This is a genomic window from Meridianimarinicoccus sp. MJW13 (assembly GCF_014901205.1).
GTDB lineage: Bacteria > Pseudomonadota > Alphaproteobacteria > Rhodobacterales > Rhodobacteraceae > Meridianimarinicoccus.
Map to the genome: position 1 here is coordinate 1 of NZ_JACNMU010000003.1, position 23304 is coordinate 23304.

18 protein-coding genes and 1 tRNA gene are annotated in these 23304 nt (G+C 64.2%); 6 read left to right on the top strand and 13 right to left on the bottom strand.

Going from position 1 to position 23304, the window contains the following annotated elements:
- The 5 genes from H8B03_RS05665 to dld all read right to left on the bottom strand — a co-directional run.
- Nucleotides 1-138: hypothetical protein (locus H8B03_RS05665; RefSeq protein WP_394355448.1), on the bottom strand; the 138-nt coding region annotated here is incomplete at its 3' end.
- Nucleotides 139-141: 3 nt separating this feature from the next.
- The gene (gene lpdA, locus H8B03_RS05670; RefSeq protein WP_193140779.1) at nucleotides 142-2205 is read right to left on the bottom strand and encodes a dihydrolipoyl dehydrogenase; all 2064 of its coding nucleotides are present in this window, start codon (nucleotides 2203-2205) and stop codon (nucleotides 142-144) included.
- Nucleotides 2206-2219: 14 nt separating this feature from the next.
- Entirely contained in the window at nucleotides 2220-3488 is a 1269-nt protein-coding gene (aceF, locus tag H8B03_RS05675; protein WP_193140780.1) for a dihydrolipoyllysine-residue acetyltransferase, read from the bottom strand.
- A gap of 119 nt (nucleotides 3489-3607) precedes the next feature.
- Nucleotides 3608-6268, bottom strand: coding sequence for a pyruvate dehydrogenase (acetyl-transferring), homodimeric type (gene aceE / locus H8B03_RS05680; RefSeq protein WP_193140781.1), 2661 nt, complete (start codon nucleotides 6266-6268; stop codon nucleotides 3608-3610).
- A gap of 320 nt (nucleotides 6269-6588) precedes the next feature.
- On the bottom strand, nucleotides 6589-8280 hold the full coding sequence (dld, locus tag H8B03_RS05685; RefSeq protein ID WP_193140782.1) for a D-lactate dehydrogenase: 1692 nt from the start codon (nucleotides 8278-8280) through the stop codon (nucleotides 6589-6591).
- 416 nt (nucleotides 8281-8696) lie between these two features.
- Here dld and H8B03_RS05690 point away from each other — a divergent pair, with 416 nt between their 5' ends.
- Complete coding sequence (locus H8B03_RS05690; RefSeq protein ID WP_193140783.1) at nucleotides 8697-9503, top strand: FadR/GntR family transcriptional regulator; 807 nt, start codon at nucleotides 8697-8699, stop codon at nucleotides 9501-9503.
- Nucleotides 9504-9507: 4 nt separating this feature from the next.
- On the opposite strand, the gene H8B03_RS05695 is transcribed toward H8B03_RS05690, so the two are convergent.
- The 6 genes from H8B03_RS05695 to H8B03_RS05720 are packed head-to-tail and all read right to left on the bottom strand — an operon-like array spanning nucleotide 9508 to nucleotide 14593.
- Nucleotides 9508-10032 (bottom strand): SPOR domain-containing protein, encoded by a 525-nt coding sequence (locus tag H8B03_RS05695; RefSeq protein ID WP_193140784.1) that lies wholly within the window; start codon nucleotides 10030-10032, stop codon nucleotides 9508-9510.
- Nucleotides 10033-10061: 29 nt separating this feature from the next.
- Nucleotides 10062-10712, bottom strand: coding sequence for a uracil phosphoribosyltransferase (gene upp / locus H8B03_RS05700; RefSeq protein WP_193140785.1), 651 nt, complete (start codon nucleotides 10710-10712; stop codon nucleotides 10062-10064).
- Complete coding sequence (locus tag H8B03_RS05705; RefSeq protein ID WP_193140786.1) at nucleotides 10693-11688, bottom strand: adenosine deaminase; 996 nt, start codon at nucleotides 11686-11688, stop codon at nucleotides 10693-10695. Before H8B03_RS05705 ends, upp begins: the two co-directional genes overlap by 20 nt.
- Nucleotides 11685-12893, bottom strand: coding sequence for a phosphopentomutase (locus H8B03_RS05710; RefSeq protein ID WP_193140787.1), 1209 nt, complete (start codon nucleotides 12891-12893; stop codon nucleotides 11685-11687). The genes H8B03_RS05705 and H8B03_RS05710 overlap by 4 nt, the downstream gene beginning before the upstream one ends.
- Nucleotides 12890-14197, bottom strand: coding sequence for a thymidine phosphorylase (locus tag H8B03_RS05715; RefSeq protein WP_193140788.1), 1308 nt, complete (start codon nucleotides 14195-14197; stop codon nucleotides 12890-12892). The genes H8B03_RS05710 and H8B03_RS05715 overlap by 4 nt, the downstream gene beginning before the upstream one ends.
- A 3-nt stretch (nucleotides 14198-14200) precedes the next feature.
- A complete protein-coding gene (locus tag H8B03_RS05720) occupies nucleotides 14201-14593 on the bottom strand; it encodes a cytidine deaminase (RefSeq protein WP_193140789.1) in 393 nt (130 codons plus the stop codon).
- A 164-nt stretch (nucleotides 14594-14757) separates the two neighbouring features.
- On the opposite strand from H8B03_RS05720, the gene H8B03_RS05725 reads away from it, so the two are divergent.
- A complete protein-coding gene (locus H8B03_RS05725) occupies nucleotides 14758-17037 on the top strand; it encodes an NADP-dependent malic enzyme (protein WP_193140790.1) in 2280 nt (759 codons plus the stop codon).
- Between the two features lie 263 nt (nucleotides 17038-17300).
- Nucleotides 17301-19190, top strand: a complete 1890-nt coding sequence (prpE, locus tag H8B03_RS05730) for a propionate-CoA ligase PrpE (RefSeq protein WP_193140791.1) — start codon at nucleotides 17301-17303, stop codon at nucleotides 19188-19190.
- 70 nt (nucleotides 19191-19260) lie between these two features.
- On the opposite strand, the gene H8B03_RS05735 is transcribed toward prpE, so the two are convergent.
- On the bottom strand, nucleotides 19261-20019 hold the full coding sequence (locus H8B03_RS05735) for an NAD kinase (RefSeq protein WP_193140792.1): 759 nt from the start codon (nucleotides 20017-20019) through the stop codon (nucleotides 19261-19263).
- Nucleotides 20020-20207: 188 nt separating this feature from the next.
- Between H8B03_RS05735 and glyA the strand changes: the two genes are divergently transcribed.
- A complete protein-coding gene (gene glyA / locus H8B03_RS05740) occupies nucleotides 20208-21503 on the top strand; it encodes a serine hydroxymethyltransferase (RefSeq protein WP_193140793.1) in 1296 nt (431 codons plus the stop codon).
- A 15-nt stretch (nucleotides 21504-21518) separates the two neighbouring features.
- On the opposite strand, the gene H8B03_RS05745 is transcribed toward glyA, so the two are convergent.
- Nucleotides 21519-21902, bottom strand: coding sequence for a hypothetical protein (locus H8B03_RS05745; protein WP_193140794.1), 384 nt, complete (start codon nucleotides 21900-21902; stop codon nucleotides 21519-21521).
- Between the two features lie 83 nt (nucleotides 21903-21985).
- On the opposite strand from H8B03_RS05745, the gene H8B03_RS05750 reads away from it, so the two are divergent.
- Together H8B03_RS05750 and H8B03_RS05755 are read left to right on the top strand one after the other, a co-directional pair.
- Nucleotides 21986-22756: an alpha/beta fold hydrolase gene (locus H8B03_RS05750; RefSeq protein WP_193140795.1), complete on the top strand. Its 771-nt coding sequence runs from the start codon at nucleotides 21986-21988 to the stop codon at nucleotides 22754-22756.
- Nucleotides 22757-22856: 100 nt separating this feature from the next.
- Nucleotides 22857-22933: transfer RNA gene (locus H8B03_RS05755), tRNA-Arg, on the top strand.
- The last annotated feature ends 371 nt before the right edge of the window (nucleotides 22934-23304 follow it).

Below are 23304 nucleotides of genomic sequence, written 5' to 3' on the forward strand. Positions count from 1 at the left end.
CCCCGCCGCAGCCCCGGCCCCGGACTCAACCAGACACGCATAGCCCAGCTTGCCCAACTGACCCGCAGACTGCGGCGTCAAGGCAACCCGACACTCGCCAGGATATAACTCCTTGGGTACTCCAAGTTTCATGGCCATCCCTCAGTGCTTCTTTTTCTTTTTCGGCGGCATCAGGTCGGTGATGGTGCCTTCGAACATTTCGGCCGCAAAGTTCACCGTTTCCGACAGTGTCGGGTGCGGGTGAATGGTGTGGCCCAGGTCGACGGCATCGGCGCCCATCTCGATGGCCAGTGCAGCCTCGGCGATCAGGTCACCGGCGTTGGTGCCGACGATCAGCGCGCCGATCAGGCGGTCATCCTCGGGATCGAACAGCAGCTTGGTCATGCCTTCTGACCGACCGTTGGACAATGCCTTGCCCGACGCCGCCCAGGGGAACACGCCTTTTTCGTACTTGATGCCCTGCGCCTTGGCCTGGGTTTCAGTCATGCCGGCCCAGGCCACCTCGGGATCGGTATAGGCGACCGAGGGGATCACGCGCGCATCGAAATGGCGCGGATCACCGTTGGCGGCTTCGGCCGCGACCTTGCCTTCGTGCACGGCCTTGTGCGCCAGCATCGGCTGGCCCACGACGTCGCCGATGGCGTAGATGTGGGACACATTGGTGCGCTGCTGGCTGTTCACATGGATGAATCCACGATCGTCAACGGCAACACCGGCGGCATCGGCGGCGATCAGCTTGCCATTGGGCTTGCGGCCCACGGCGACCAGCACCTTGTCAAATGTGTCATTGGACACATTGCCCGAGGTATCCTCGAAAGTCACCTTCAGGCCCGCGTCCGAGGCTTCCATCGCCGTGACCTTGGTCTTCAGCAGGATGTTCTCATAGCGTTTGCCGATGCGGGTGTGCAGCGGCTTGACGATGTCCTTGTCGGCGCCCGGAATGATCTGGTCCATCAGTTCCACGACGGTGATCTTCGAGCCAAGCGCATCATAGACACAGGCCATTTCCAGACCGATGATGCCGCCGCCAAGGATCAGCATCCGTTCAGGGATGTCCTTCAGTTCCAGGGCGCCGGTGCTGTCGATCACCCTGGGGTCGTCATGCGGGATGAAGGGCAGCGTGACCGGTTCGGAGCCTGCCGCGATGATGCACTGGTCGAAGCTGACCGTCTTGGTGCCCTCGTCGCCCGTGACCTCGATCATGTTCGGGCCGGTGAACTTGCCGGTGCCGGTGACGACCTGAACCTTGCGGCCTTTCGCCAGACCGCCCAGCCCGCCGGTCAGCTGACCGACAACGCTTTCCTTGAACTTGCGCAGCCCGTCCAGATCGATCTCGGGCTTGGCAAAGCTCACGCCATGGGCGCCCATGTCCTCGGCCTCGGTGATGACCTTGGCCACATGCAGCAGCGCCTTCGACGGGATACACCCGACGTTCAGACACACGCCGCCAAGCTGCGGATCCCGCTCGATCAGGATGACCTTCTTGCCCAGATCCGCCGCGCGGAACGCCGCGGTATAGCCGCCAGGGCCAGAGCCCAAAACCACAACCTCACCATGAAGATCGCCCTGCTGGCCAGCGGCCAGGGGGGCGGGAGCTTCAACAGCCGGGGCTTTTTCCGGCGCGGCCGGTGCCGTGGAAGACGCAGCCGCCGGTGCCGCAGTCGCGCCCCCGGCCCCTTCCAGAACCACGATCAACGTGCCCTGGGAGACCTTGTCGCCCTCGGCCACCTTGATTTCCTTGACCTTGCCAGCCGCCGGGCTGGGCACTTCCATCGTGGCCTTGTCGGATTCCAGCTCCAGCAGCGGATCTTCCGCCGCCACGGTGTCGCCCACCGCAACCAGGATCGACACCACCGGCACATCGGTGAAATCGCCGATGTCGGGCACGGTCACCTCGACCGAACCGCCGCCACCTGCGGCCGGAGCGGCAGCTTCGGCGGCGGGGGCCGGGGTCTCGACGGCCCCGGCGGCCGCCCCTTCGGCTTCCAGCACGATGATCACCGAGCCTTCGGAGACCTTGTCACCTTCGGCGACCTTGATCTCGGTCACCTTGCCCGCTGCTGGGCTGGGCACTTCCATGGTGGCCTTGTCGGATTCCAGCTCGATCAGCGGATCTTCCGCGGCGACGGTGTCGCCCACGGAAACCAGGATCGACACCACGGGGACTTCGGCGAAATCACCGATATCGGGTACTTTGACGTCCATTGATCTCTCTCCCCTTACCACATCAACTTGCGCATATCGCCCAGCAGGGTCTTGAGCGTCACGCAGAAGCGTGCGGCCAGGGCCCCGTCGACGGCGCGGTGGTCATAGGACAGCGACAGCGGCTGCATCAGGCGCGGCACGAATTCCTCGCCGTTCCAGACCGGAGAGATTTTCGACCGGGTCAGGCCGAGGATCGCGACTTCGGGCGCGTTCACGATGGGCGTGAACGAGGTGCCGCCAATGCCGCCCAGCGACGAGATGGTGAAGGTGGCACCCTGCATGTCGGGGCCCTTCAGCTCGCCCTTGCGGGCCTTGGCTGACAGCTCCATCAGGTCTTTCGAGATTTCCACCAGACCCTTGCGATCCGCATCCTTGATCACCGGAACCATCAGACCATTCGGTGTATCTGCTGCAAAACCAATGTTGTAGAAGTCTTTCTTGATCAGCTTGTCGCCATCGGGATGGATCGAGCTGTTGAACTCCCAATGCTCTTTCAGGGCCGAGACCGAGGCCTTGATGACAAAGCTCAGCAGGGTGACGCGATAGCCGTCTTCCTTGGCCATCGTGTCCATCTCCTTCCGGTACTTGTCCAGATCGGTGATGTCGGCTTCGTCGTTGTGGGTGACATGCGGGATGTTCAGCCAGGCGCGGTGCAGCGCGGGACCCGAGATCTTCTTGATCCGGGGCATGTCCACGTTTTCGACCGGACCGAACTTCGAGAAATCCACAACCGGGATCGGCGGGATGCCCATTCCGCCCGAGGCCGGAGCCGCACCGGCAGACGGCGCCGGGGCCGAGGTTTTCTTGAAGAAGCTCGCCACGTCCTCGCGCAGGATACGTCCCTTGCGGCCCGAACCGTTGACCTTGCTCAGATCGACGCCCAGTTGACGCGCGAAGGCACGCACCGACGGCGAGGCATGGGCCTTGGAGAAGCCCGCGTCGGTGACCGCGGGGGCCGCCGCAGCGGGGGCGGCCGCAGGGGCGGCTGCGGGGGCCGCGGCAGGTGCGGCTTCCGCCTTGGGCGCTTCTTTCGGCGCGGCGCCAGCGCCCTCGCCTTCCAGGATCAGGATTAGGCTGCCTTCAGAGACATTGTCGCCTTCCGCGATCTTGATCTCTTTCACCACACCGGCGGCCGAGCTGGGCACTTCCATGGTGGCCTTGTCGGATTCCAGCTCTACCAGCGGATCCTCGACGGCGACGGTATCGCCGACGCTCACCAGGATGCTGACAACCGGCACATCCGAAAAATCGCCGATATCGGGTACTTTAACTTCGATGGTCATCTCATTTGTCTCCTCGTTCCGGGTGCCCGGTGGCGCTTCCCCCGCGCTGTCCGGGTCCGGTCAGTTCGTGTCGTGCCGCGCCGGGGCCGTCCCGGCGCGGAATGAGCCGCGCGCCTGGATCAGACCAGGCGCGGATTGGGCTTGTTGCCGTCGATGTCGTATTTCTTCAGCGCCGCCGTCAGTTCATCCGTCGAAACCTTGCCGGCCTTGTACAGGTCGGTCATGGCTGCCGCCGCGATGTGATTGGCATCCACCTCGAAGAAACGACGCAGGTTCACACGGCTGTCCGAGCGGCCGTAGCCATCGGTGCCCAGCACGCTGAGAGTGCGGCCGTCCGGCACGAACCCGCGGATCTGCTCCACGTAGTTCTTCATGTAGTCGGTGGCAGCCACGATCGGTCCGCGCGACCGTTCCAGCTGATCGGTCACGAAGGCCTTGCGCTGCTCGGCCAGCGGGTTCAGGCGGTTGAAGCGGGCCACGTCCTGACCGTCGCGGGCCAGTTCGTTGAACGAGGTTGCCGACCAGATTTCCGAGGTCACCCCGAAATCTTCTTCCAGCATCTCGGCCGCCTTCATTGCCTGCACCAGAATGGTGCCCGACCCCATCAGCGTCACGTGCTTGTCGCCCGGCTTCTTCACATCCTTGAAGCGGTAGAGCCCCTTGATGATGTCCTGCTCCACACCCATCGGCATGTCCGGATGACTGTAGTTCTCGTTCATCAGGGTCAGGTAGAAGAACACGTCTTCCTGATCCACATACATTCGCTGCAACCCGTGATGGACAATCACCGCCACCTCGTAGCTGAAGGTCGGATCGTAGGTGATGCAGTTCGGGATGGTGCCGGCCAGAATGTGGCTGTGGCCATCCTCGTGCTGCAGGCCCTCGCCGTTCAGCGTGGTGCGTCCCGCGGTGCCGCCCAGCATGAAGCCGCGCGCCCGGCTGTCGCCGGCGGCCCAGGCCAGGTCGCCGATCCGCTGGAACCCGAACATCGAGTAGTAGATGAAGAACGGGATCATCGGCACGCCGTGAACCGAGTAGGACGTGGCCGCCGCGATCCAGTCGGCCATGGCACCAGCCTCGTTGATGCCTTCCTGCAGAACCTGACCGGATTCAGATTCCTTGTAGTACATCATCTGGTCGGCATCTTCGGGGGTATAGTGCTGGCCAAGCGGGTTGTAGATCCCCACCGAGCGGAACAGACCCTCCATACCAAACGTGCGGCTTTCATCCGGCACGATCGGCACCACCTGCTTGCCGATGTTCTTGTCCCGCAGAAGCGTGGTCAGGATACGGACAAAAGCCATGGTGGTCGAGATTTCGCGGTCGCCCGTGCTTTTCAGCTGACCCTCGAATTTCTCCAGCGGCGGGATCGCCAGCTTCGGCGTGTCGCGCCAATGCCGGACCGGGAAGGCCCCGCCCAGAGCCTTGCGGCGATCAGCCAAATAGGCTTTCTGCGCGTTGTTCAGCTGAACGAAGGGCGCTTTCGGCAGATCCTCGTCGCTGACCGGGATCTGGAAGCGATCGCGGAACGCCCGCAGCTGATCCTCGGCCATCTTCTTTTGCTGGTGGGTGGTGTTCTGGCCTTCGCCAGCCGTGCCCATGCCATAGCCCTTGACGGTCTTGACCAGCAGGCAGGTCGGTTGATCCTTGACCTCGGTCGCGCGCTTGAAGGCGGTATAGACCTTCTGCGGATCATGACCGCCACGGCGCAGCGCCCAGATCTGATCGTCGGTCCAGTCTTTCACCAGTTCGGCGGTTTCGGGGTATTTGCCGAAGAAATGCTCGCGGATGTAGGCGCCGTTCTTGGATTTGAACGTCTGGTAGTCGCCGTCAACGGTTTCATCCATCAGCTGACGCAGGCGGCCACTGGTGTCTTTCTCAAGCAGCTCGTCCCAGCCCTTGCCCCACAGAAGCTTGATCACTTCCCAGCCGGAGCCGCGGAAATTGCCTTCCAGTTCCTGAACAATCTTGCCGTTGCCGCGCACCGGACCGTCAAGACGTTGCAGGTTGCAGTTGATGACGAAGATCAGGTTGTCGAGCTTTTCGCGTGCCGCCAGGTGAATGGCGCCCAGGCTTTCCGGCTCGTCCATCTCGCCGTCGCCAAGGAAGCACCAGACCTTGCGGTCGGCCATGTCGATATGGCCGCGGTTGTGCATGTATTTCATGAACCGCGCCTGGTAGATCGCCATGAGCGGGCCCAGGCCCATCGACACGGTCGGGAACTGCCAGTAGTCCGGCATCAGCCAGGGGTGCGGGTAGGAGCTGAGGCCCGAGCCGTCCACTTCCGAGCGGAAGTTCTCCAGCTGCTCTTCGCTGATCCGTCCTTCCATGAAGGACCGCGCATAGATGCCGGGGATCACATGGCCCTGGAAGAACACCAGATCGCCGCCGTGGATGGCCGACTTGGCGCGCCAGAAGTGGTTGAGCCCGACATCATACAGGGCGGCAGACGAGGCGAACGACGCGATGTGGCCGCCGTATTCGCTGCTTTCCTTGTTGCGGCGCACGACGGTCGCCATGGCGTTCCAGCGGTTGATGGTGCGGATGCGCCATTCCATTTCCGAGTCGCCCGGGATTTCTTCCTGGTCGTCGGTGGGAATGGTGTTCTGGTAAGGCGTAGTCGCCGAAAACGGCAGCGTCGCGCCCGCGGCGCGGGCCTGTTGCACGGCGCGATCCAGCAGGAAGTGAGCCCGGTTTGCTCCATCCCGTTCGATCACATCCGAAATGGCTTCTTGCCACTCCTGTGACTCAATCGGATCAATGTCAGTCTGTTTAGTCATAGAACAAGGTCCCCTTTCCTCTCCTATCCATGACCCTTGCACATTCGGCAAAGGCGTCAATGCTTAACCGCTTTTCGACTGCCCCAACGGCAGGAAAGCGGTCGGTGATTTCGTGGCCGGGACATTTCGTTGCGCGGTGGATGCCCTTCGGTTAACCAATTTTGCGCGCAAGAATATTTCCCCTCCCTCAGTTATTGCTGCACGAATTCAACATCTTGCAGGAATTTATGTCAGCACGCATTCCCTACCAGATTCCGCGCCTTTGAAAACCGTCGGCACTTGCATACCTGACCGGCGTGATATGCATATCTTGGCTCGACCTATGCTGTGCCTGCATATCGTCTGTTGCGTGATGTCTTGCCGATGCCCGGATTGAACGTGTTGGTGGGATCACAGGACCGGTAAAACCCGGCCAGATCCGGCTTGGCGGCATAGAGATGCCCGACGTTGTGCTCGGCGGGATACTCGGCACCGCGCTGGTCCAGGATGGCAAGCATGGCGGCCTTCAGCGCCTTGGGATCGGCTCCTTTCCGGACGATGTAATCCTGATGCAGGACGTGACACATGAAGTGGCCGTAGTAGAGCTTGTGCACCAGATCGCGGGTGATCTCTTCCGGCAGGTCCTCCAGCCAGTCGCGATCGTCACGGCGCAAGGCGATGTCCAGTGCCAGGATGTCCTCGACCTCGCTCGCATGGACCGCCTGATAGCGCACCGCCGCGCCCGCTGCCGCGAACCGGTGCAGCCCGGCGATCTTGGCTTCGCGATCGGTGCATTCGAAGAAATCTCCCTCACGGTCGGCAAACAGGGTTTTCAGATAGGCCGCGGCTTCGTCGATCCCGGCATCATGCATCTTCAGGATCAGGTGGTGTTCGAAGCGCTGGCGCCACACCCGCATGCGCTTGGGCAGAATATCGGGCCACACCCGGCTGAGCCCCTGCATCATTCGGTCAGTGGCGCCGCGCAGGAAGGGGATCTTGTTCAGCCGCGCATCCATCGCGCCTTTCATGGCGAAGAACATCGGCAGCCGGTCGGTGCCCAGCTTGTCGATCATCACCACCGTGTCCTTGCCGTAGCGGTCGGAAATGTCGAACACTTCGGCGTGCATGTATTCGGCGCTGACCGGCAGGGTCGAGAATTCCGACAGGATATGACGGCGCAACGCGGTCAGATCGGCGGGATCATTGGTGCCGATATAGAAGGTCTTCTCGGCGTTATTCTTCGGATAGGTGTCCAGCCGCACGGCGAACACCGCCAGCTTGCCGGCGCATCCTGCTGACTCATACAGGCGCCGCTTGTCGGCGTTGAACCGTGCCGGGGTGGCAGCATCCACGTCGCGCACCCGCGCGGCATATTCGGTGTCCGACGCGCGGCGGTTGGTGGGATCCAGCCCATCCTTCTGAAACTCTCCGCGCTCCACCCGCGACAGGATCTCTTCCGGGGTGTCGCCAAGGTCCAGGCCCAGATGGTTGACCAGTTCGATCTGGCCGTCCTCGGTCACTCGCGCAAACAGCGACAGCTCGGTATAGGACGGCCCGCGTTCCACCAGCGCACCGCCTGAATTGTTGCACACCCCGCCGATGACCGACGCGCCGATGCAGGACGAACCGATCACCGAATGCGGTTGCCGCCCCATCGGGGCCAGCAGCTTTTCCAGCGCAAACAGGGTCGAACCCGGAAGCCCCACCACCTGACGCCCGCCGTCCAGCGGGTGCAGCGCATCCATGCGGTTGGTGTTGATCAACACCACGTCGCGGTCATAGGTGCCCTTCGGGGTCGAGCCTTCGGTCAGTCCGGTGTTGGCCGCCTGCATGATGATGATCTTGTCGGCGGCCACACAGGCCTGCAGCACCCGCCATTGTTCGACCAGCGTGCCGGGACGCACCACCGCCAGCACATCGCCCTCGCCCGATCGGAACCCCTTGCGGAACCGCTCGGTCTGTTTCGCTCCGGTCAGCACATGGGCCTTGCCCACGATCGACTTCAGCGCCGTGATCAGATCTGTGTCTGTCATTGGTGCGCCTCCCCGCGCTCAGTAAGCAACTGACTGTCGCCGGGTTGCAAGGGCCGCTTTGCTGAAAACCTGCGCCAGTTTGGCATGGCGACGCGGCAACGGTGGATCAGACAGGTGTGAAATGACATGCGAGGCGTCCTTTCGAGTGGCTTGAGCGGCGTTGAGGTCAGCCCATTTGGTAAATTAAGTTGACCTCTTGATCGTTTTGCGGTGCCTCTAGCATTTTTTCGGCTGGGGTCGGGCATGACACGCTGTCGCAGAACTGCCCTGCGCTGCTTCACTCCGCTGCGTTACCCATTGAAACATGTGCGTTTTATTGGCAGGCTACGCGGATAACCCGCCACGCCCACCTGACCGATGCTGTGATCTGGTGGTACAGTAAATGCACCTCGCCTGATCCGACCAAGGAGACCGCCATGGAGAATGTTCGCGCCCTGCTGACGCCGATCGACCATCATTCGGTTGCCGACAGCGTCGTCGAACAGATCGAGGACATGATCCTGGCAGGTGTGCTGAGCGAAGGCCGCCGCCTGCCGTCGGAACGCGATATGGCCGCAACCCTGGGGGTGTCGCGCCCCAAGCTGCGCGAGGCGCTGAAATTGCTGGAAGCGCGCGGCCTGTTATCCGTCCGCCACGGCGAAGGCTCGTTCATCGCGCCGCTGACCGGCAAGGCGATGTCCGACGCGCTGATCGAGTTGTACGGCCGCCACGGCACCGCTTTCTTCGACTATCTGGAATACCGCCGCGTGCAGGAATCCTTTGCCGCGCGCCTGGCTGCGGATCGGGCGACCAAGACCGACAAGGCGATCATTCATCTATATCTTGAGGCGCTGGCGCAGGATCTGGAACGGGGCGACAGCGATGCATCGCGCGACCACGACGTAAAGTTCCATGCGGCCATCGTGGCGGCCAGCCACAACGCGACGCTGATCCACATGATGAGGTCGATCTACGACCTGTCCAGACAGACGGTGTTCTACAATCGTGCCTATCTGCGTACCATCGACGGCTCGGGGGCATTGCTGCACAAGCAGCACACTGCCATTGCCGAAGCCGTCTGCGCCCATGATCCCGACCGGGCGGCTCAGGCCGCCGAAGCCCATATCGACTTTGTCGCGCAATCCATGCGGATCGGGCTGGATCAGGCGCGCCGCGAGGCCATTGCCGCCAAACGCGCGGCCCTGCTGTCAGAAGATGTGCCGACCCCGCCCGATCAGACGTAGGGAATCACGACGGTGCCTGAACCCGCAGAAACGCATCGCGGAACCCAAGGCTCCGCAGGTCGCGCAGACGCGCCTGCGCCCGATCCTGATCGCCAAGCGGCCCGACGAACAGCACCCGCAACCGGCCCGAGCCGCGCGAAAAATCCTGCCGCAGCACCGAAAACCCCGCTTCCTGCAAGGCCAGCACGATCTCGTCGGCCTTGCGGGTCGAGGTGAAGGCCCCGACCTGCGCATAGCGGCCATCCTGCGGAAAAGTCGGGCTGACCCCGCGCCGGGTCGGTGCCAGTGCGGGCAACGCATCGGATGGCGACAGGTTCGGATCAACCTCGGCCACCGGCGGCGGCGCATCGCACACCGGCTGGCCGTCGGCGCCGATCACTTCGGCCCAAAGGGTCTGACCGGCAAGCTGGGCCCGCCAGAAGTGACAGCCGGCACTGTCGACATACTCGGGACCGGTGAAATCCTCGGGCGGCGCCTCGGCTGGTCCGGCCTGTGCAGCTTGCGCCAGTCCTGCCAGAACAACCGCCATTGCCTGCCCCCGCATCACCCTGCCCCCGATCACTTGGTGCCGAACATGCGGTCGCCCGCGTCGCCCAGACCGGGATAGATATAGCCCTTGTCGGTCAGGCCGGTGTCCACCGCGGCGGTGACAATGGGCACATCCGGATGCGCCTCTTTCATCCGCGCGATGCCTTCGGGGGCGGCCAGCAGACACAGGAAGCGAATGTTGGTGGCCCCGGCCTGTTTCAGCAGGTCGATGGCCGCGGCCGAGGAATTGCCGGTGGCCAGCATCGGGTCGACGGCAATCACCAGCCGATCCTCCAGCGCCTCGGGCACCTTGAAGTAGTATTGCACCGGCTCCAGCGTTTCCTCGTCGCGGTACAGTCCGACAAAGCCGACACGGGCCGAAGGGATCAGTTCCAGCACCCCGTCCAGCAGCCCGTTGCCCGCCCGCAGGATCGAGATCAGCGCCAGTTTCTTGCCGTCCAGAACGGGCGCATCCATTTCCATCAGCGGGGTTTCGATCCGCTCATGGGTCATCGGCATGCCGCGGGTGATCTCATAGGCCAGAAGCTGGCTGATCTCGCGCAACAGCCGGCGGAACGACCCGGTCGATGTTTCCTTGTCCCGCATCAGGCTGAGCTTGTGCTGCACCAGCGGGTGATCGACCAAGGTCAGATGGGGAACATCATGTGGGGTCTCGGTCATCGTCAGTCTCCAGCAGTTTCAGCAGCCGCGCACGGGTTTCGGCATCGCAGAACGCGGCCTGTGCGGCGGTGACATTGATGGCCTGAAAATCCTCGGCCTGCCAGTCGAAAACTTCCGCCAGACGTTCGTATTCGCGGCTCAGGGTGGTGTGGAAGAACGGCGGATCATCGGTCGAGACGGTCACCGCCACCCCGGCGCGGCGCAACTGGTCGATGGGATGGGATGTCCAGTCGGGGAACAGGCCCAGCTTCAGGTTCGAGCCCGGGCAGACCTCCAGCACCGTGCCGCTTTCGGCCAGCCGGTCGATCAGCGCGTGATCCTCGGCGGCGCGCACGCCATGGCCGATGCGCGACACCCGCAAATCTTCCAGCGCGTCGCGCACACTGTCGGGGCCGCCAAATTCGCCGGCGTGTACGGTCAGGCCCAATCCGGCCTCGCGCGCCAGATCGAAACTCCACGCGAAATCTCCGGGCTTGCCCATGCGCTCGTCCCCGCCCATGCCAAAGCCGACGATCCAGTCGCCGGCGGTTTCGGCGGCACAATGGGCGGCCTGTTTCGCCACCTCCGGCCCCATGTGGCGGATCGCGGTGACGATGCCGCGCAGGGTGACGCCGTGGCGCGCTTCGGCCTGCGTCGCGGCCTCCTGCATGGCGGCCAGGTAGTCGCGCCAGGCCGCAACGTCGTGATTGCCGCAAAAGGCCGGGCTGACGAATACCTCGCCGTACATCACCTGTTGCGCGGCCAGATCCTCGGCCACAGCTGTCACCAGCCGGGCATAATCCTGTGGCGTTGTCAGGACCGAGGTTGCGGCCTCGTAGACCTGCAGGAAATGCCCGAAGTCGCGGAAGGCAAAACGGCCCTGCGCGTCAAACACGCCCACCAGCCGTTGATGCTTTTCCTCAGCCAAGCGCCGGATCAGGTCGGGCGGGGCCGCCCCCTCCAGATGCAGGTGCAATTCGATGCGCTTGTCACTCACAGAAAACTCCTTCCCGGTCCTTGTGGCGGGACGCCCAGATGCGCCGCCACGCTGACGCCGACATCGGCGAAGGCCCGAAACCCAAGATCGCCGCGCCCTGCCTGCCCCTTGAGACAGCCCAGGATCGGCACCCGTTCGCGGGTGTGATCGGTGCCGCGCCATGTCGGATCGTTGCCGTGGTCGGCGGTGACCAGCAGCAGGTCGCCCTTGGGCAAGGCCTGCAGCAGGCGACCGATTTCCGCGTCCACCCATTCCAGCGCGCGGGCGTATCCGGACACGTCGCGGCGGTGTCCATACAGGCTGTCAAACTCCACAAGGTTGGTGAAGGTCAGCGATCCGGGTTCGGCCTGTTCCAAGGCGCGGTGCAGGGCGGTCATCAGGTCGGCGTCCGGACCCTTGACCACATCGTCGATCCCCTGCCCCGAAAAGATGTCCTTGATCTTGCCGATGGCATGCACCTTGCGTCCGGCCCTCTGCACCCAGTCGCACAGGGTCGGCGCGGGCGGGGCCACGGCGAAATCGCGGCGATTTGCGGTGCGGGTGAACCCGTCTTCCGGCGTGCCGACGAAGGGCCGTGCGATGACCCGGCCCACCCGCATCTCGTGCAGGATCGGTGCGGCGGCGCGGCACAGGTCCAACAGGCGGTTCAGCCCGAAATGCTCTTCATGGGCGGCGATCTGGAAGACGCTGTCGGCAGAGGTATAGCAGATTGGCCAGCCGGTGCGCAGATGCGCGGCCCCCTCCTCGGCGATGATGACGGTGCCCGAGGCATGGCGGTTGCCCAGAATCCCGTCGGTACCCGCCAGGTCGCAGATGCGGGCGGTCAGATCGGCGGGAAAGCTTGGGTTGGTGTCGGGGAAATAGTGCCAGTCCCAGGGCACCGGCACGCCGGCCAACTCCCAATGGCCCGAGGGCGTGTCCTTGCCTTTCGACACTTCTTCCCCGGCCCCGTAGAACGCATCGGACCGCAGCGCGCCCGTGTCGCCCAGCACCGCGCCGGTCGAGGCCGCCATGACGCGCCCCAGCCCCAGCGATGCCAGAACCGGCAGTTGCAAGGGCCCGCTGCGGCCGTCTTCGGCCCGGCCCTCGGCGCAGGCGCGGGCGATATGGCCCAGCGTGTCGGCACCTGCATCGCCGAAATCGGCGGCATCGGGCGCGCCGCCGCAGCCCACGGAATCGAGCACCACCAGAAAGGCACGTGTCATGCGTTCACCCGTTCATGAATCAAGGGCGGAGTCGCCGTCTTCTCACCCACCTGAATGGCGCGGCGGATGGCGTCCGTGGCATCTTCGGCATCGGCCTCGGTGGCGGCGTGCACAAGGCACAGCGCATCGCGGGGACCAAGCCGCTGGCCCAGCAGCACCACCTCGGTCAGGCCGACGCGCGGGTCGATGGCATCGCCCGCGTGGCGCCGCCCGCCGCCCAGGTTGCGCACCACCTCGCCCAGCGAAACCCCGTCGATGGCACAGACATGGCCCGAGGTGCCTGCCGCAACCGGGCGGATCACCGGGGCGGCGGGCAAGTAACCGTCGGGATCATCCAGCAAGTCGGCGGGCCCGCCCAGGGCGTGCATCATGCGCTCGAACCGCTCGGCCGCCTGCCCGTTCTGCAAGACCTCAAGCGCAGCCTGCGCGGCGGACTCGGGCGTGGCATAGGCACCGGCCAGTTCCAGAAGTTCGCCGATCAGGGCCAGCGACAATTGACACAACCGACTGTCGGGCCGCGGGTCTCGCAGCACTTTCAATACCTCGTGCAACTCGACCGCATTGCCGACCGCCGGGGCCAGCGGCTGGTTCATGTCGGTGATCAGCGCGCGGGTGGCACAGCCCGCGCCATTGGCGGCGCGGGTCAGCGCCTGTGCCAGGTCGCGCGCCTGTTGCGGGGTTTTCATGAAGGCGCCGCTGCCGCCCTTCACGTCAAGGATCAGTGCCCGCGCCCCGGCGGCCAGTTTCTTCGACAGGATGGAGGCGGTGATCAGCGCCTGGCTTTCCACCGTCGCGGTTTCGTCGCGCAGCGCATAGAGCCGCCGGTCTGCCGGCGCGATGGTGTCCGAAGCGCCGACCACGGCGCAGCCGACCTCGGCCACCAGCCGTTGCAGCCGCGCACCCGAGACGGTGGTGTCCACCCCGGCCACCGCTTCCATCTTGTCCAGCGTACCGCCGGTATGGCCCAGACCCCGGCCGGACATGAAAGGCGCATAGGCCCCAAGGGCCGCCACAACCGGCGCCACCACCAGCGAGGTGCTGTCGCCCAGCCCGCCCGTGGAATGCTTGTCCACCACCGGCCCCGGCAGATCCCAGGACAAAACCCGCCCGCTGTCGCGCATGGCGATGGTCAGGGCGACGGTCTCGGCCTCGCTCAACCCGGCCTTGCAGACGCCCATGGCGAAAGCCCCGCCCTGCGAATCGCTGACGCTGCCCTCGGCCAGCCCGACTGCAAAGCCTGCAAGCTCGGCGTCGGTCAGCGGCTGGCCCTCGCGCAGCTTGGCCAGAACATGGCGCGGGTCCATTATTCAGGCCCCGTCCATGTCCGATTGCGTGAAAGCTCCGGGCAGCAATGCGCCGATGGTGGTTTCCTCGACCTGCCCGCCGGTTGTGGCCAGGGTGACCTTCACATCCGCGCCGCCGAACTCTGCCAGTTTCTGACGGCAGCCGCCGCAGGGCGGCACCGGGCGCGGGCTGTCGGCAATCACCGCCACCGCCTGCAACCGTTTGTCCCCGGCGGCGATCATCGCGGCGATGGCCCCGGCCTCGGCACAGGTGCCTTCCGGATAGGCGGCGTTTTCCACGTTGCAGCCGCGATGGACGGTGCCGGCGTCGGACAGGACCGCTGCCCCGACCTTGAAGCCCGAATAGGGGGCATGAGCATTTTCGCGCACGGCGCGGGCTTCGGCGATGAGATCCATCAGATCCTCCGTCTGTTCGGGCCAGATTGCGGCGCGCACCGGCCCATTGCAAGACCTGCCCCGGCGGATCACACGGAAGTTCCAAGAAAGATGCGCGCATCTGTGGACTGGTGTTAACCCTGTCACAGCACTAGGACTTATCTGTCCAAAGACCAGGGGGAAACATGTCCGACGACACCGGTGACAGCCTGCGCAACGAGGCGCTGTATTATCACGAATACCCGAAACCGGGGAAACTGGAGATCCGCGCGACCAAGCCCATGGCCAACGGCCGGGATCTTGCGCGCGCCTATTCGCCCGGTGTGGCCGAAGCCTGTCTGGAAATCGCCAAGGATGCGACGCAGGCCAGCCGCTATACCGCGCGTGGCAACCTTGTTGCTGTCGTGACCAACGGCTCGGCCGTGCTGGGGTTGGGCAACATCGGGGCGCTGGCGTCCAAGCCCGTGATGGAAGGCAAGGCCGTCCTGTTCAAGAAATTCGCCAATATCGACTGTTTCGATATCGAGCTGAACGCCACCGATCCCGAACAACTGGCCGACATCGTCTGCGCGCTGGAACCGACCTTCGGCGCGATCAACCTTGAAGACATCAAGGCGCCCGACTGTTTCATTGTCGAAGAAATCTGCCGCAAGCGCATGAACATTCCGGTGTTCCACGACGACCAGCACGGCACCGCCATTGTCGTGGGGGCTGCGGCCACCAACGCGCTCAAGGTTGCCGGCAAGGGCTTCGAGGACATCAAGGTCGTCTCAACCGGCGGCGGCGCGGCGGGCATCGCCTGCCTGAACATGCTGCTGAAGCTGGGGGTGAAACGCGAGAACGTCTGGCTGTGCGACATCGAGGGGCTGGTCTATGAAGGCCGCGAGGCCGAGATGACGCCGCAGAAGGCCGCTTTCGCCCAGCCCACCGACCAGCGCACGCTGGATCAGGCGATCGAAGGTGCGGACCTGTTTCTGGGCCTGTCCGGTCCCCGCGTCCTGACGCCCGAGATGGTGGCAAAGATGGCCCACCGCCCGATCATCTTCGCGCTGGCCAATCCCACGCCCGAGATCATGCCGGATCTCGCCCGCGAGGTAGCACCTGACGCGATCATCGCCACCGGCCGGTCGGACTTTCCCAACCAGGTCAACAACGTCCTGTGCTTTCCGTTCATCTTCCGAGGCGCGCTGGACGTCGGTGCCAGCGAGATCAACGACCAGATGCAGGTCGCCTGCGTCGAAGGCATCGCCGCGCTGGCCCGCGCCACCACCAGCGCCGAAGCCGCTGCCGCCTATCAGGGCGAACAGCTCAGCTTCGGGGCCGACTACCTGATCCCGAAGCCCTTCGATCCACGGCTGATGGGTGTGGTGGCCAGCGCCGTGGCCAAGGCGGCCATGGAAAGCGGTGTGGCGACCAAGCCGCTGGATGATCTGGCCAGGTACAAGGCGGAACTGGACGGTTCGGTGTTCAAATCGGCGATGATCATGCGCCCGGTGTTCGAGGCCGCGGCCTCGACCGCGCGGCGCATCGTCTTTGCCGAGGGCGAGGACGAACGCGTGCTGCGTGCCGCCCATGCGGTGATCGAGGAAACCACCGAGACCCCGATCCTGATCGGCCGTCCCGATGTCATCGCCACCCGTTGCGAACGCGCCGGCCTGTCAATCCGCCCCGAACGCGACTTCGACGTGGTCAACCCCGAGAACGATCCGCGCTACCGCGCCTATTGGGAAACCTACCTGGAACTGATGGCCCGCAAGGGCGTCACCCCGGACCTGGCGCGCGCCATCATGCGCACCAACACCACCGCCATCGGTGCCATCATGGTCCATCGCGGCGAGGCCGACAGCCTGATCTGCGGCACCTTCGGCCAGTACCTGTGGCATCTGAACTACGTCGACCAGATCCTGGGCACCAAGGAGTTCCACCCCGTCGGCGCCCTGTCGCTGATGATCCAGGAAGACGGGCCGATCTTCGTTGCCGACACCCATGTGCATCCCGAACCGACGCCCGCGCAACTGGCGGAAACGGTTCTGGGCTGCGCCCGGCACATACGCCGTTTCGGCGTGTCGCCCCGGATCGCGCTGTGCTCCTCGTCGGAATTCGGCAGCCTCGACATCTATTCGGGCCGCACCCAGCGGGCCGCGATGGAGATCCTCGACAGCCAGCCACGCGACTTCACCTATGAGGGCGAGATGAACGTCGACACCGCCCTGCGTCCCGAACAGCGTGAGCGGATCTTCCCGCACAGCCGGTTCGAGGGCGCGGCCAACGGGCTGGTCTTTGCGACCTCGGACAGTGCCTCGGCGGTGCGCAACACGCTCAAGACCAAGGCCAGCGGCCTGGAGGTCGGACCGATCCTGATGGGCATGGGCAACCGCGCCCATATCGTGACCCCGTCGATCACCACCCGCGGCCTTTTGAACATGGCGGCCATCGCCGGGACGCCGATGTCGCACTACAGCTGACCCGATCGGACCGGCCGGACACCCCTCGGGTCCGGCCGGTCCGAACATGTTAACGCTTTACTTTAGCGCAAACAGAATAATATCGCTGATTTTCAGAGAGATAAGAGCCATTCACGCGACATTTTCAGATTGAATTTACAACCTCTCGGGCAACTATCTGAAAATCTGTAAATTCCTTTTCGAATTGGCCGTGTTGGCACAACTGTCACCTTGCCGGAAGGGAAACCCTGCATATTGTGTCCGTAACCGAGGAGGACGCATTCATGAAGTATTCGGACGTTTACAAAGGCTGGCAGGAAGACCCCGAAGGGTTCTGGATGACTGCAGCCGAGCAGATCGACTGGGTCGAAAAGCCCACCAAGGCTCTGTTCGACGAGAACGCCCCGATCTACGAATGGTTCTCGGACGCGAAGGTCAACACCTGCTGGAACGCCGTCGACCGCCACGTGGAAGCCGGACATGGCGACCGGATCGCCATTATCCACGACAGCCCCATCACCCATTCCAAGCATGAGATCACCTATGGCGAGTTGCGCGACCGCGTCGCTTCGCTGGCCGGAGCCCTGCGCGCCAAGGGCGTGGAAAAGGGCGATCGCGTGATCATCTACATGCCGATGGTGCCCGAAGCGCTGGAAGCCATGCTGGCCTGTGCCCGCATCGGCGCCATCCACTCGGTCGTGTTCGGCGGGTTTGCCGCCAACGAACTGGCGGTGCGCATCGACGACGCCCAACCCAAATGCATCATCGCCGCCTCCTGCGGGTTGGAGCCGGGCCGCGTGGTCCACTACAAGCCGCTTCTGGACGGCGCCATCGATCTGGCCAAGCACAAGCCGGACTTCACCGTGATCTTCCAGCGCGATCAGGAAGTTGCCAAGCTGATCGACGGCCGCGATTTTGACTGGCACGGCTTCCAGTTCGGCGTCGAGCCCGCAGAATGCGTACCGGTGGAAGGCAACCATCCGGCCTATATCCTCTACACCTCTGGCACCACCGGCCAGCCCAAGGGTGTGATCCGCGCCACCGCCGGGCATCTGGTGGCCCTGCGCTGGACCATGGAAAACATCTACAAGGTCGCGCCGGGCGAAGTGTTCTGGGCCGCATCCGACGTGGGCTGGGTCGTGGGCCACAGCTATATCTGCTACGCACCGCTCATCAACGGCTCCACCACCATCGTCTTCGAGGGCAAGCCCGTGGGCACGCCGGACGCCGGCACCTTCTGGCGGGTGATCGAAGAGCATAAGGTCAAGTCGTTCTTCACCGCGCCGACCGCCCTGCGTGCCGTCAAGCGTGAAGACCCGACCGGCGAATTCGTCAAGAAATACGATACCCGCGGCATGCAGGCCGTGTTCCTGGCCGGCGAACGCGCCGACCCCGACACCATCCTGTGGGCCCAGGCGCAACTGCATGTGCCGGTCATCGACCACTGGTGGCAGACCGAGACCGGCTGGGCCATCGCCGCGAACCCATTGGGGATCGAGGAATTGCCGGTCAAGCTGGGCTCGCCCGCGCTGCCGATGCCGGGCTACCAGATCGAGATCCTGGACGAAGGCGGACACCCGGTGAAGAACGGCGAGTTGGGCGCCATCGCGATCAAGCTGCCGCTGCCGCCGGGCACACTGCCGGGCCTTTGGAATGCCGAAGAGCGGTTCAGGAAAAGCTACCTGCAGCAGTTCCCCGGCTACTATGAGACCGGCGATGCGGGCATGAAGGATGAAGACGGCTATGTCTACATCATGGCGCGCACCGATGACGTCATCAACGTGGCCGGTCACCGCCTGTCCACGGGCGGCATGGAAGAGGTTCTGGCCGCGCATCCGGAGGTGGCCGAATGCGCCGTCATCGGCGTCACCGACCAGTTGAAAGGCCAGATACCGATGGGCTTCCTCTGCCTGAATTCCGGCGTCACCCGGGACCATGGCGAGATCATCAAGGAAGTGGTCAAGCTGGTGCGCGAAAAGATCGGCCCCGTGGCCGCCTTCAAGCTTTGCGTCGTGGTAGATCGCCTGCCCAAAACCCGTTCGGGCAAGATCCTGCGCGGCGTGATGGTCAAGATCGCGGACAGTGAAGAGTTCAAGATGCCCGCCACAATCGATGATCCCGCCATTCTGGACGAGATCAAGGTTGCGCTACAAAGTATTGGTTACGCGAAATAAGTCACGTGGCAATTGTGAAGATCGGGCCGCGCCTTCGGGGGCGGCCCTTTTCGTGTCCGGAAAGCATGGCTCAGGTGAACTGTTCGCGGATCAGCCGTTCTTCCAGCCCGTGACCGGGATCGAACATGATCTTGTGCTCGATCGAAGGATGGCTTTCGATCTCGACCCATTCCACATTCCTGACTGACCGGCCGTCGGCATCTGCCATCACCGGGCGCTTGTCGGCATCCATCACGTCGAATCGCACCTTCGAGGTCTGGTGCAGCAGCGCCCCGCGCCAGCGCCTTGGCCGGAACGCGGCCATGGCGGTCAGGGCCAGCACGTCGGACCCCACTGGCAACACCGGCCCATGCGCCGAGTAGTTGTAGGCGGTGGAGCCCGCGGGCGTACAGACCAGCGCCCCGTCACAGACCAGTTCTTCCAGCCGCACGCGACCATCGATGCTGATCCGCAGCTTGGCGGCTTGCGGTCCGGCACGCAGCAGCGACACCTCGTTGATGGCCAAGGCCGATTGCACCGTGCCATCGGTGCACCCGGCCCGCATCTGCAACGGCTGGATGGTGGTGACCTCGGCCGCATTCAGACGCTCTTTCAGGCGCACGATGGAATATTCGTTCATCAGGAAGCCAACGGTGCCCCGGTTCATGCCGTAGACCGGCACCGAAAGCTCATTGGTGCCGTGCAGGGTCTGCAACATGAAGCCGTCGCCACCAAGGGCCACGATCACATCGGCCTTTTCCGGCTCCACATGACCGTACAGCGCCGAAAGCTCGCGGCGTGCGCTTTGGGCGACCGGCGACTCGCTGGCCAGAAAGGCAATCTTGTTCATCCGGACCGTCCCTGTATGCAGGCGTCCTTCGTTCTTCGCGCGGTCCTTGCGGAAAGGCAAGCGCGGTGGCTGCCAGTGTGCCGCAATCTGCCGGGGCCAAGCCGTTTTGTGGGCTTTCGTTCAGCCCCGTCCTTGCGTACACAGCGGCATCGCCGCAAGGCTGTTCCCACCCGCAGGAGTGATGCCCCATGAACACCCCGCACCGTACCGACGGATTCTTCACGGAAGCCCTGTCCGAACGCGACCCGGAACTCTTTGGTGCCGTCGAGAAAGAGCTTGGCCGCCAGCGTGACGAGATCGAGCTGATCGCCAGCGAGAACATCGTCAGCCGCGCCGTAATGGAAGCGCAAGGCACCGTCCTGACCAACAAATACGCCGAGGGTTATCCCGGCCGCCGCTACTATGGTGGTTGCCAATTCGTGGACATCGCCGAGAACCTCGCGATCGACCGCGCCAGGCAGCTGTTTGACTGCGCCTATGCCAATGTGCAGCCGAACTCGGGGTCACAGGCCAACCAGGGTGTCTTTCAGGCATTGATCCAGCCCGGCGACACCATCCTGGGCATGTCGCTGGACGCGGGCGGTCACCTGACTCACGGCGCACGCCCGAACCAGTCGGGCAAATGGTTCAACGCCGTACAATACGGCGTGCGCAAGCAGGACAACCAGCTGGACTATGACCAGGTGGAAGAACTGGCCAAGGAGCATCAGCCGAAGCTGATCATCGCCGGCGGCTCGGCCATTCCGCGTCAGATCGACTTCAAGCGGATGCGCGAGATCGCCGATATGGTCGGTGCCTACCTGCATGTGGATATGGCCCATTTCGCCGGTCTGGTGGCGGGTGGCCAGCACCCATCGCCCTTCCCGCACGCCCATGTGGCCACCACCACCACGCACAAGACCCTGCGCGGCCCGCGTGGCGGCATGATCCTGACCAATGACGAGACCATCGCCAAGAAGGTCAATTCGGCCATCTTCCCCGGCATTCAGGGTGGCCCGCTGATGCATGTGATCGCCGCCAAGGCCGTGGCCTTCGGCGAGGCGCTGCGCCCGGAGTTCAAGGACTATGCCCGCCAGGTCATCGTCAATGCGCAGGCGCTCAGCGACCAGCTGATCAAGGGCGGACTCGACACCGTGACCCATGGCACCGACACCCATGTGGTGCTGGTGGACCTGCGCCCCAAGGGCGTGAAGGGCAATGCCACCGAGAAGGCTCTGGGCCGCGCCCACATCACCTGCAACAAGAACGGTGTGCCGTTCGATCCCGAGAAACCGACCGTCACCTCGGGCATTCGTCTTGGGTCTCCGGCGGGCACTTCGCGCGGGTTCGGCGAGGCCGAGTTCCGCCAGATCGCCGATTGGATCATCGAGGTGGTCGACGGGCTGGCCGCCAATGGGGAAGACGGCAACGCCGAGGTCGAGGACAAGGTGCGCGCCGAGGTTCAGGCGCTGTGCGACCGCTTCCCGATATATCCGGGCCTGTAACCTGTCCGGGGCCGCCTATTGCGGCCCCAACACCCCGCGCCACGCCAGGACCGTGATCAGCAGCGCGACAAACACCAGCATTCCGAAGGCATAGCCCGCGATCTGGCCCAACAGCCGGTCGCGGCGCTCTTTCTCGGGGTTCAGGTGACGCACATGCGCCCGAAGCCGTGCCTCGGCCTTGGCCACGCGGGCCGGATCGACCATGTGGCACAGCTTGGGATGACCCGAGATCATTTCCATCTGGATCAGGTAGTCCGCCTCGCGGCGCAGCCGTCTGGGCAGCAACCGTCCGGCCCGGCCGACCACCGTCGTCAGGTCATGGCCCGGCACGTCCAGCTTTTCGCCCATGCGGTTGGCCAGCGCCGAAAACTCCTGATCCGTCTGCGTCTTTCTGGCCATACCCTGCACCCTGCCCGTCACCTGCTTGACATCCCCCGGGCCGCGCCCGGATATGGTCTTCGAACCATAGGCGGAGGCTGTCGGTGCTGGCAACTACAAGACATGGGCAGGTGACCGAGGGCCGCCCGCTGCTGATCGTGCACGGGCTGTTCGGGTCGGGCCGCAATTGGGGCGTGATCGCGCGGAACCTGTCGGCGGAGCGTCCGGTGCTGACCGTCGACATGCGCAACCACGGTGCCAGCGACTGGACGAACACCCACAGCTACCCCGAGATGGCGGCCGATCTGGCCGAGGTCATTACTGATCATGGCGGCGAGGCCGATGTGCTGGGCCATTCCATGGGCGGCAAGGCGGCAATGGTGCTGGCCCTGACCGATCCGGGCAAGGTCAATCGCCTGATCGTCGCCGACATCGCTCCGGTCAGCTACAGCCACAGCCAGATGCAATTCCTGCGCGCCATGCGCGATCTGGACCTGACCGGTGTGACCAGCCGCGCGCAGGCCGACCGCAAACTGCGCGACCAGGTGCCCGAACTGGCGATCCGCGCCTTCCTGCTGCAATCGCTGGACGTGGCCGAGGGCCGCTGGCGGCTGAACCTGCCCACGCTGGAACAGGACATGGACAAGATCCTGTCCTTCCCTGCGCTGGAGGCCACTTTCACCCGCCCGACCATGTTCCTGGCAGGCGGTGCCTCGGACTACGTCCAGCCCGAACACCGCGGCGAGATCAAGCGCCTGTTCCCCGGCGCGGTGGTGGTCAAGATCCCGCGCGCGAACCATTGGCTGCACGCCGAGAAACCCCGCGAATTCGAAGCCGCCGTCACCCAGTTCCTGGCCCGTACCGCGGACCGCTAGGGGCGGAAGTGGGCCCGCCATGCCGGTCGGATCAAGCGCCACGGGGACAGGCACCGCAGGACTTGAACTCCCCCAAGCGATGCCGCACAAGCAGTTCAGCGGCCCCTTAGCTCAACTGGATAGAGCAGCGGACTTCTAATCCGCAGGTTGAGGGTTCGAGTCCTTCAGGGGTCGCCAGCACAAACAGCCAATCCCCTGTTTTGGTCCTTTGGGGCTGCATTCCAACGCCCCACACAAGCGTCGCGTCCCCGCAAGGTTCAGGCTTGCGCTGGGACACCGCCGGTTGAACCCCGTCGAAGGTGCCGGGAAACCATCTTCGTGCGCGGGGTGACACGCGGTCTGGGCGTTCCGCCACTCTCCTCTGGCAGAACCCTCCTGCTCCCCCCTGATGCAGCGCCGTGACGATCACGAATTCCGGCATCGCTTGTCGCAGCGCCGGCCCTTCTCCACCCCGGCCATGGAACGAAAAAAGTTGGTCCGCCAATGCCGGGTCTTCATGAGCACAATGACGAAATCCAGTTCGTCGCGATTGTCGGGCTGGTCGCCGG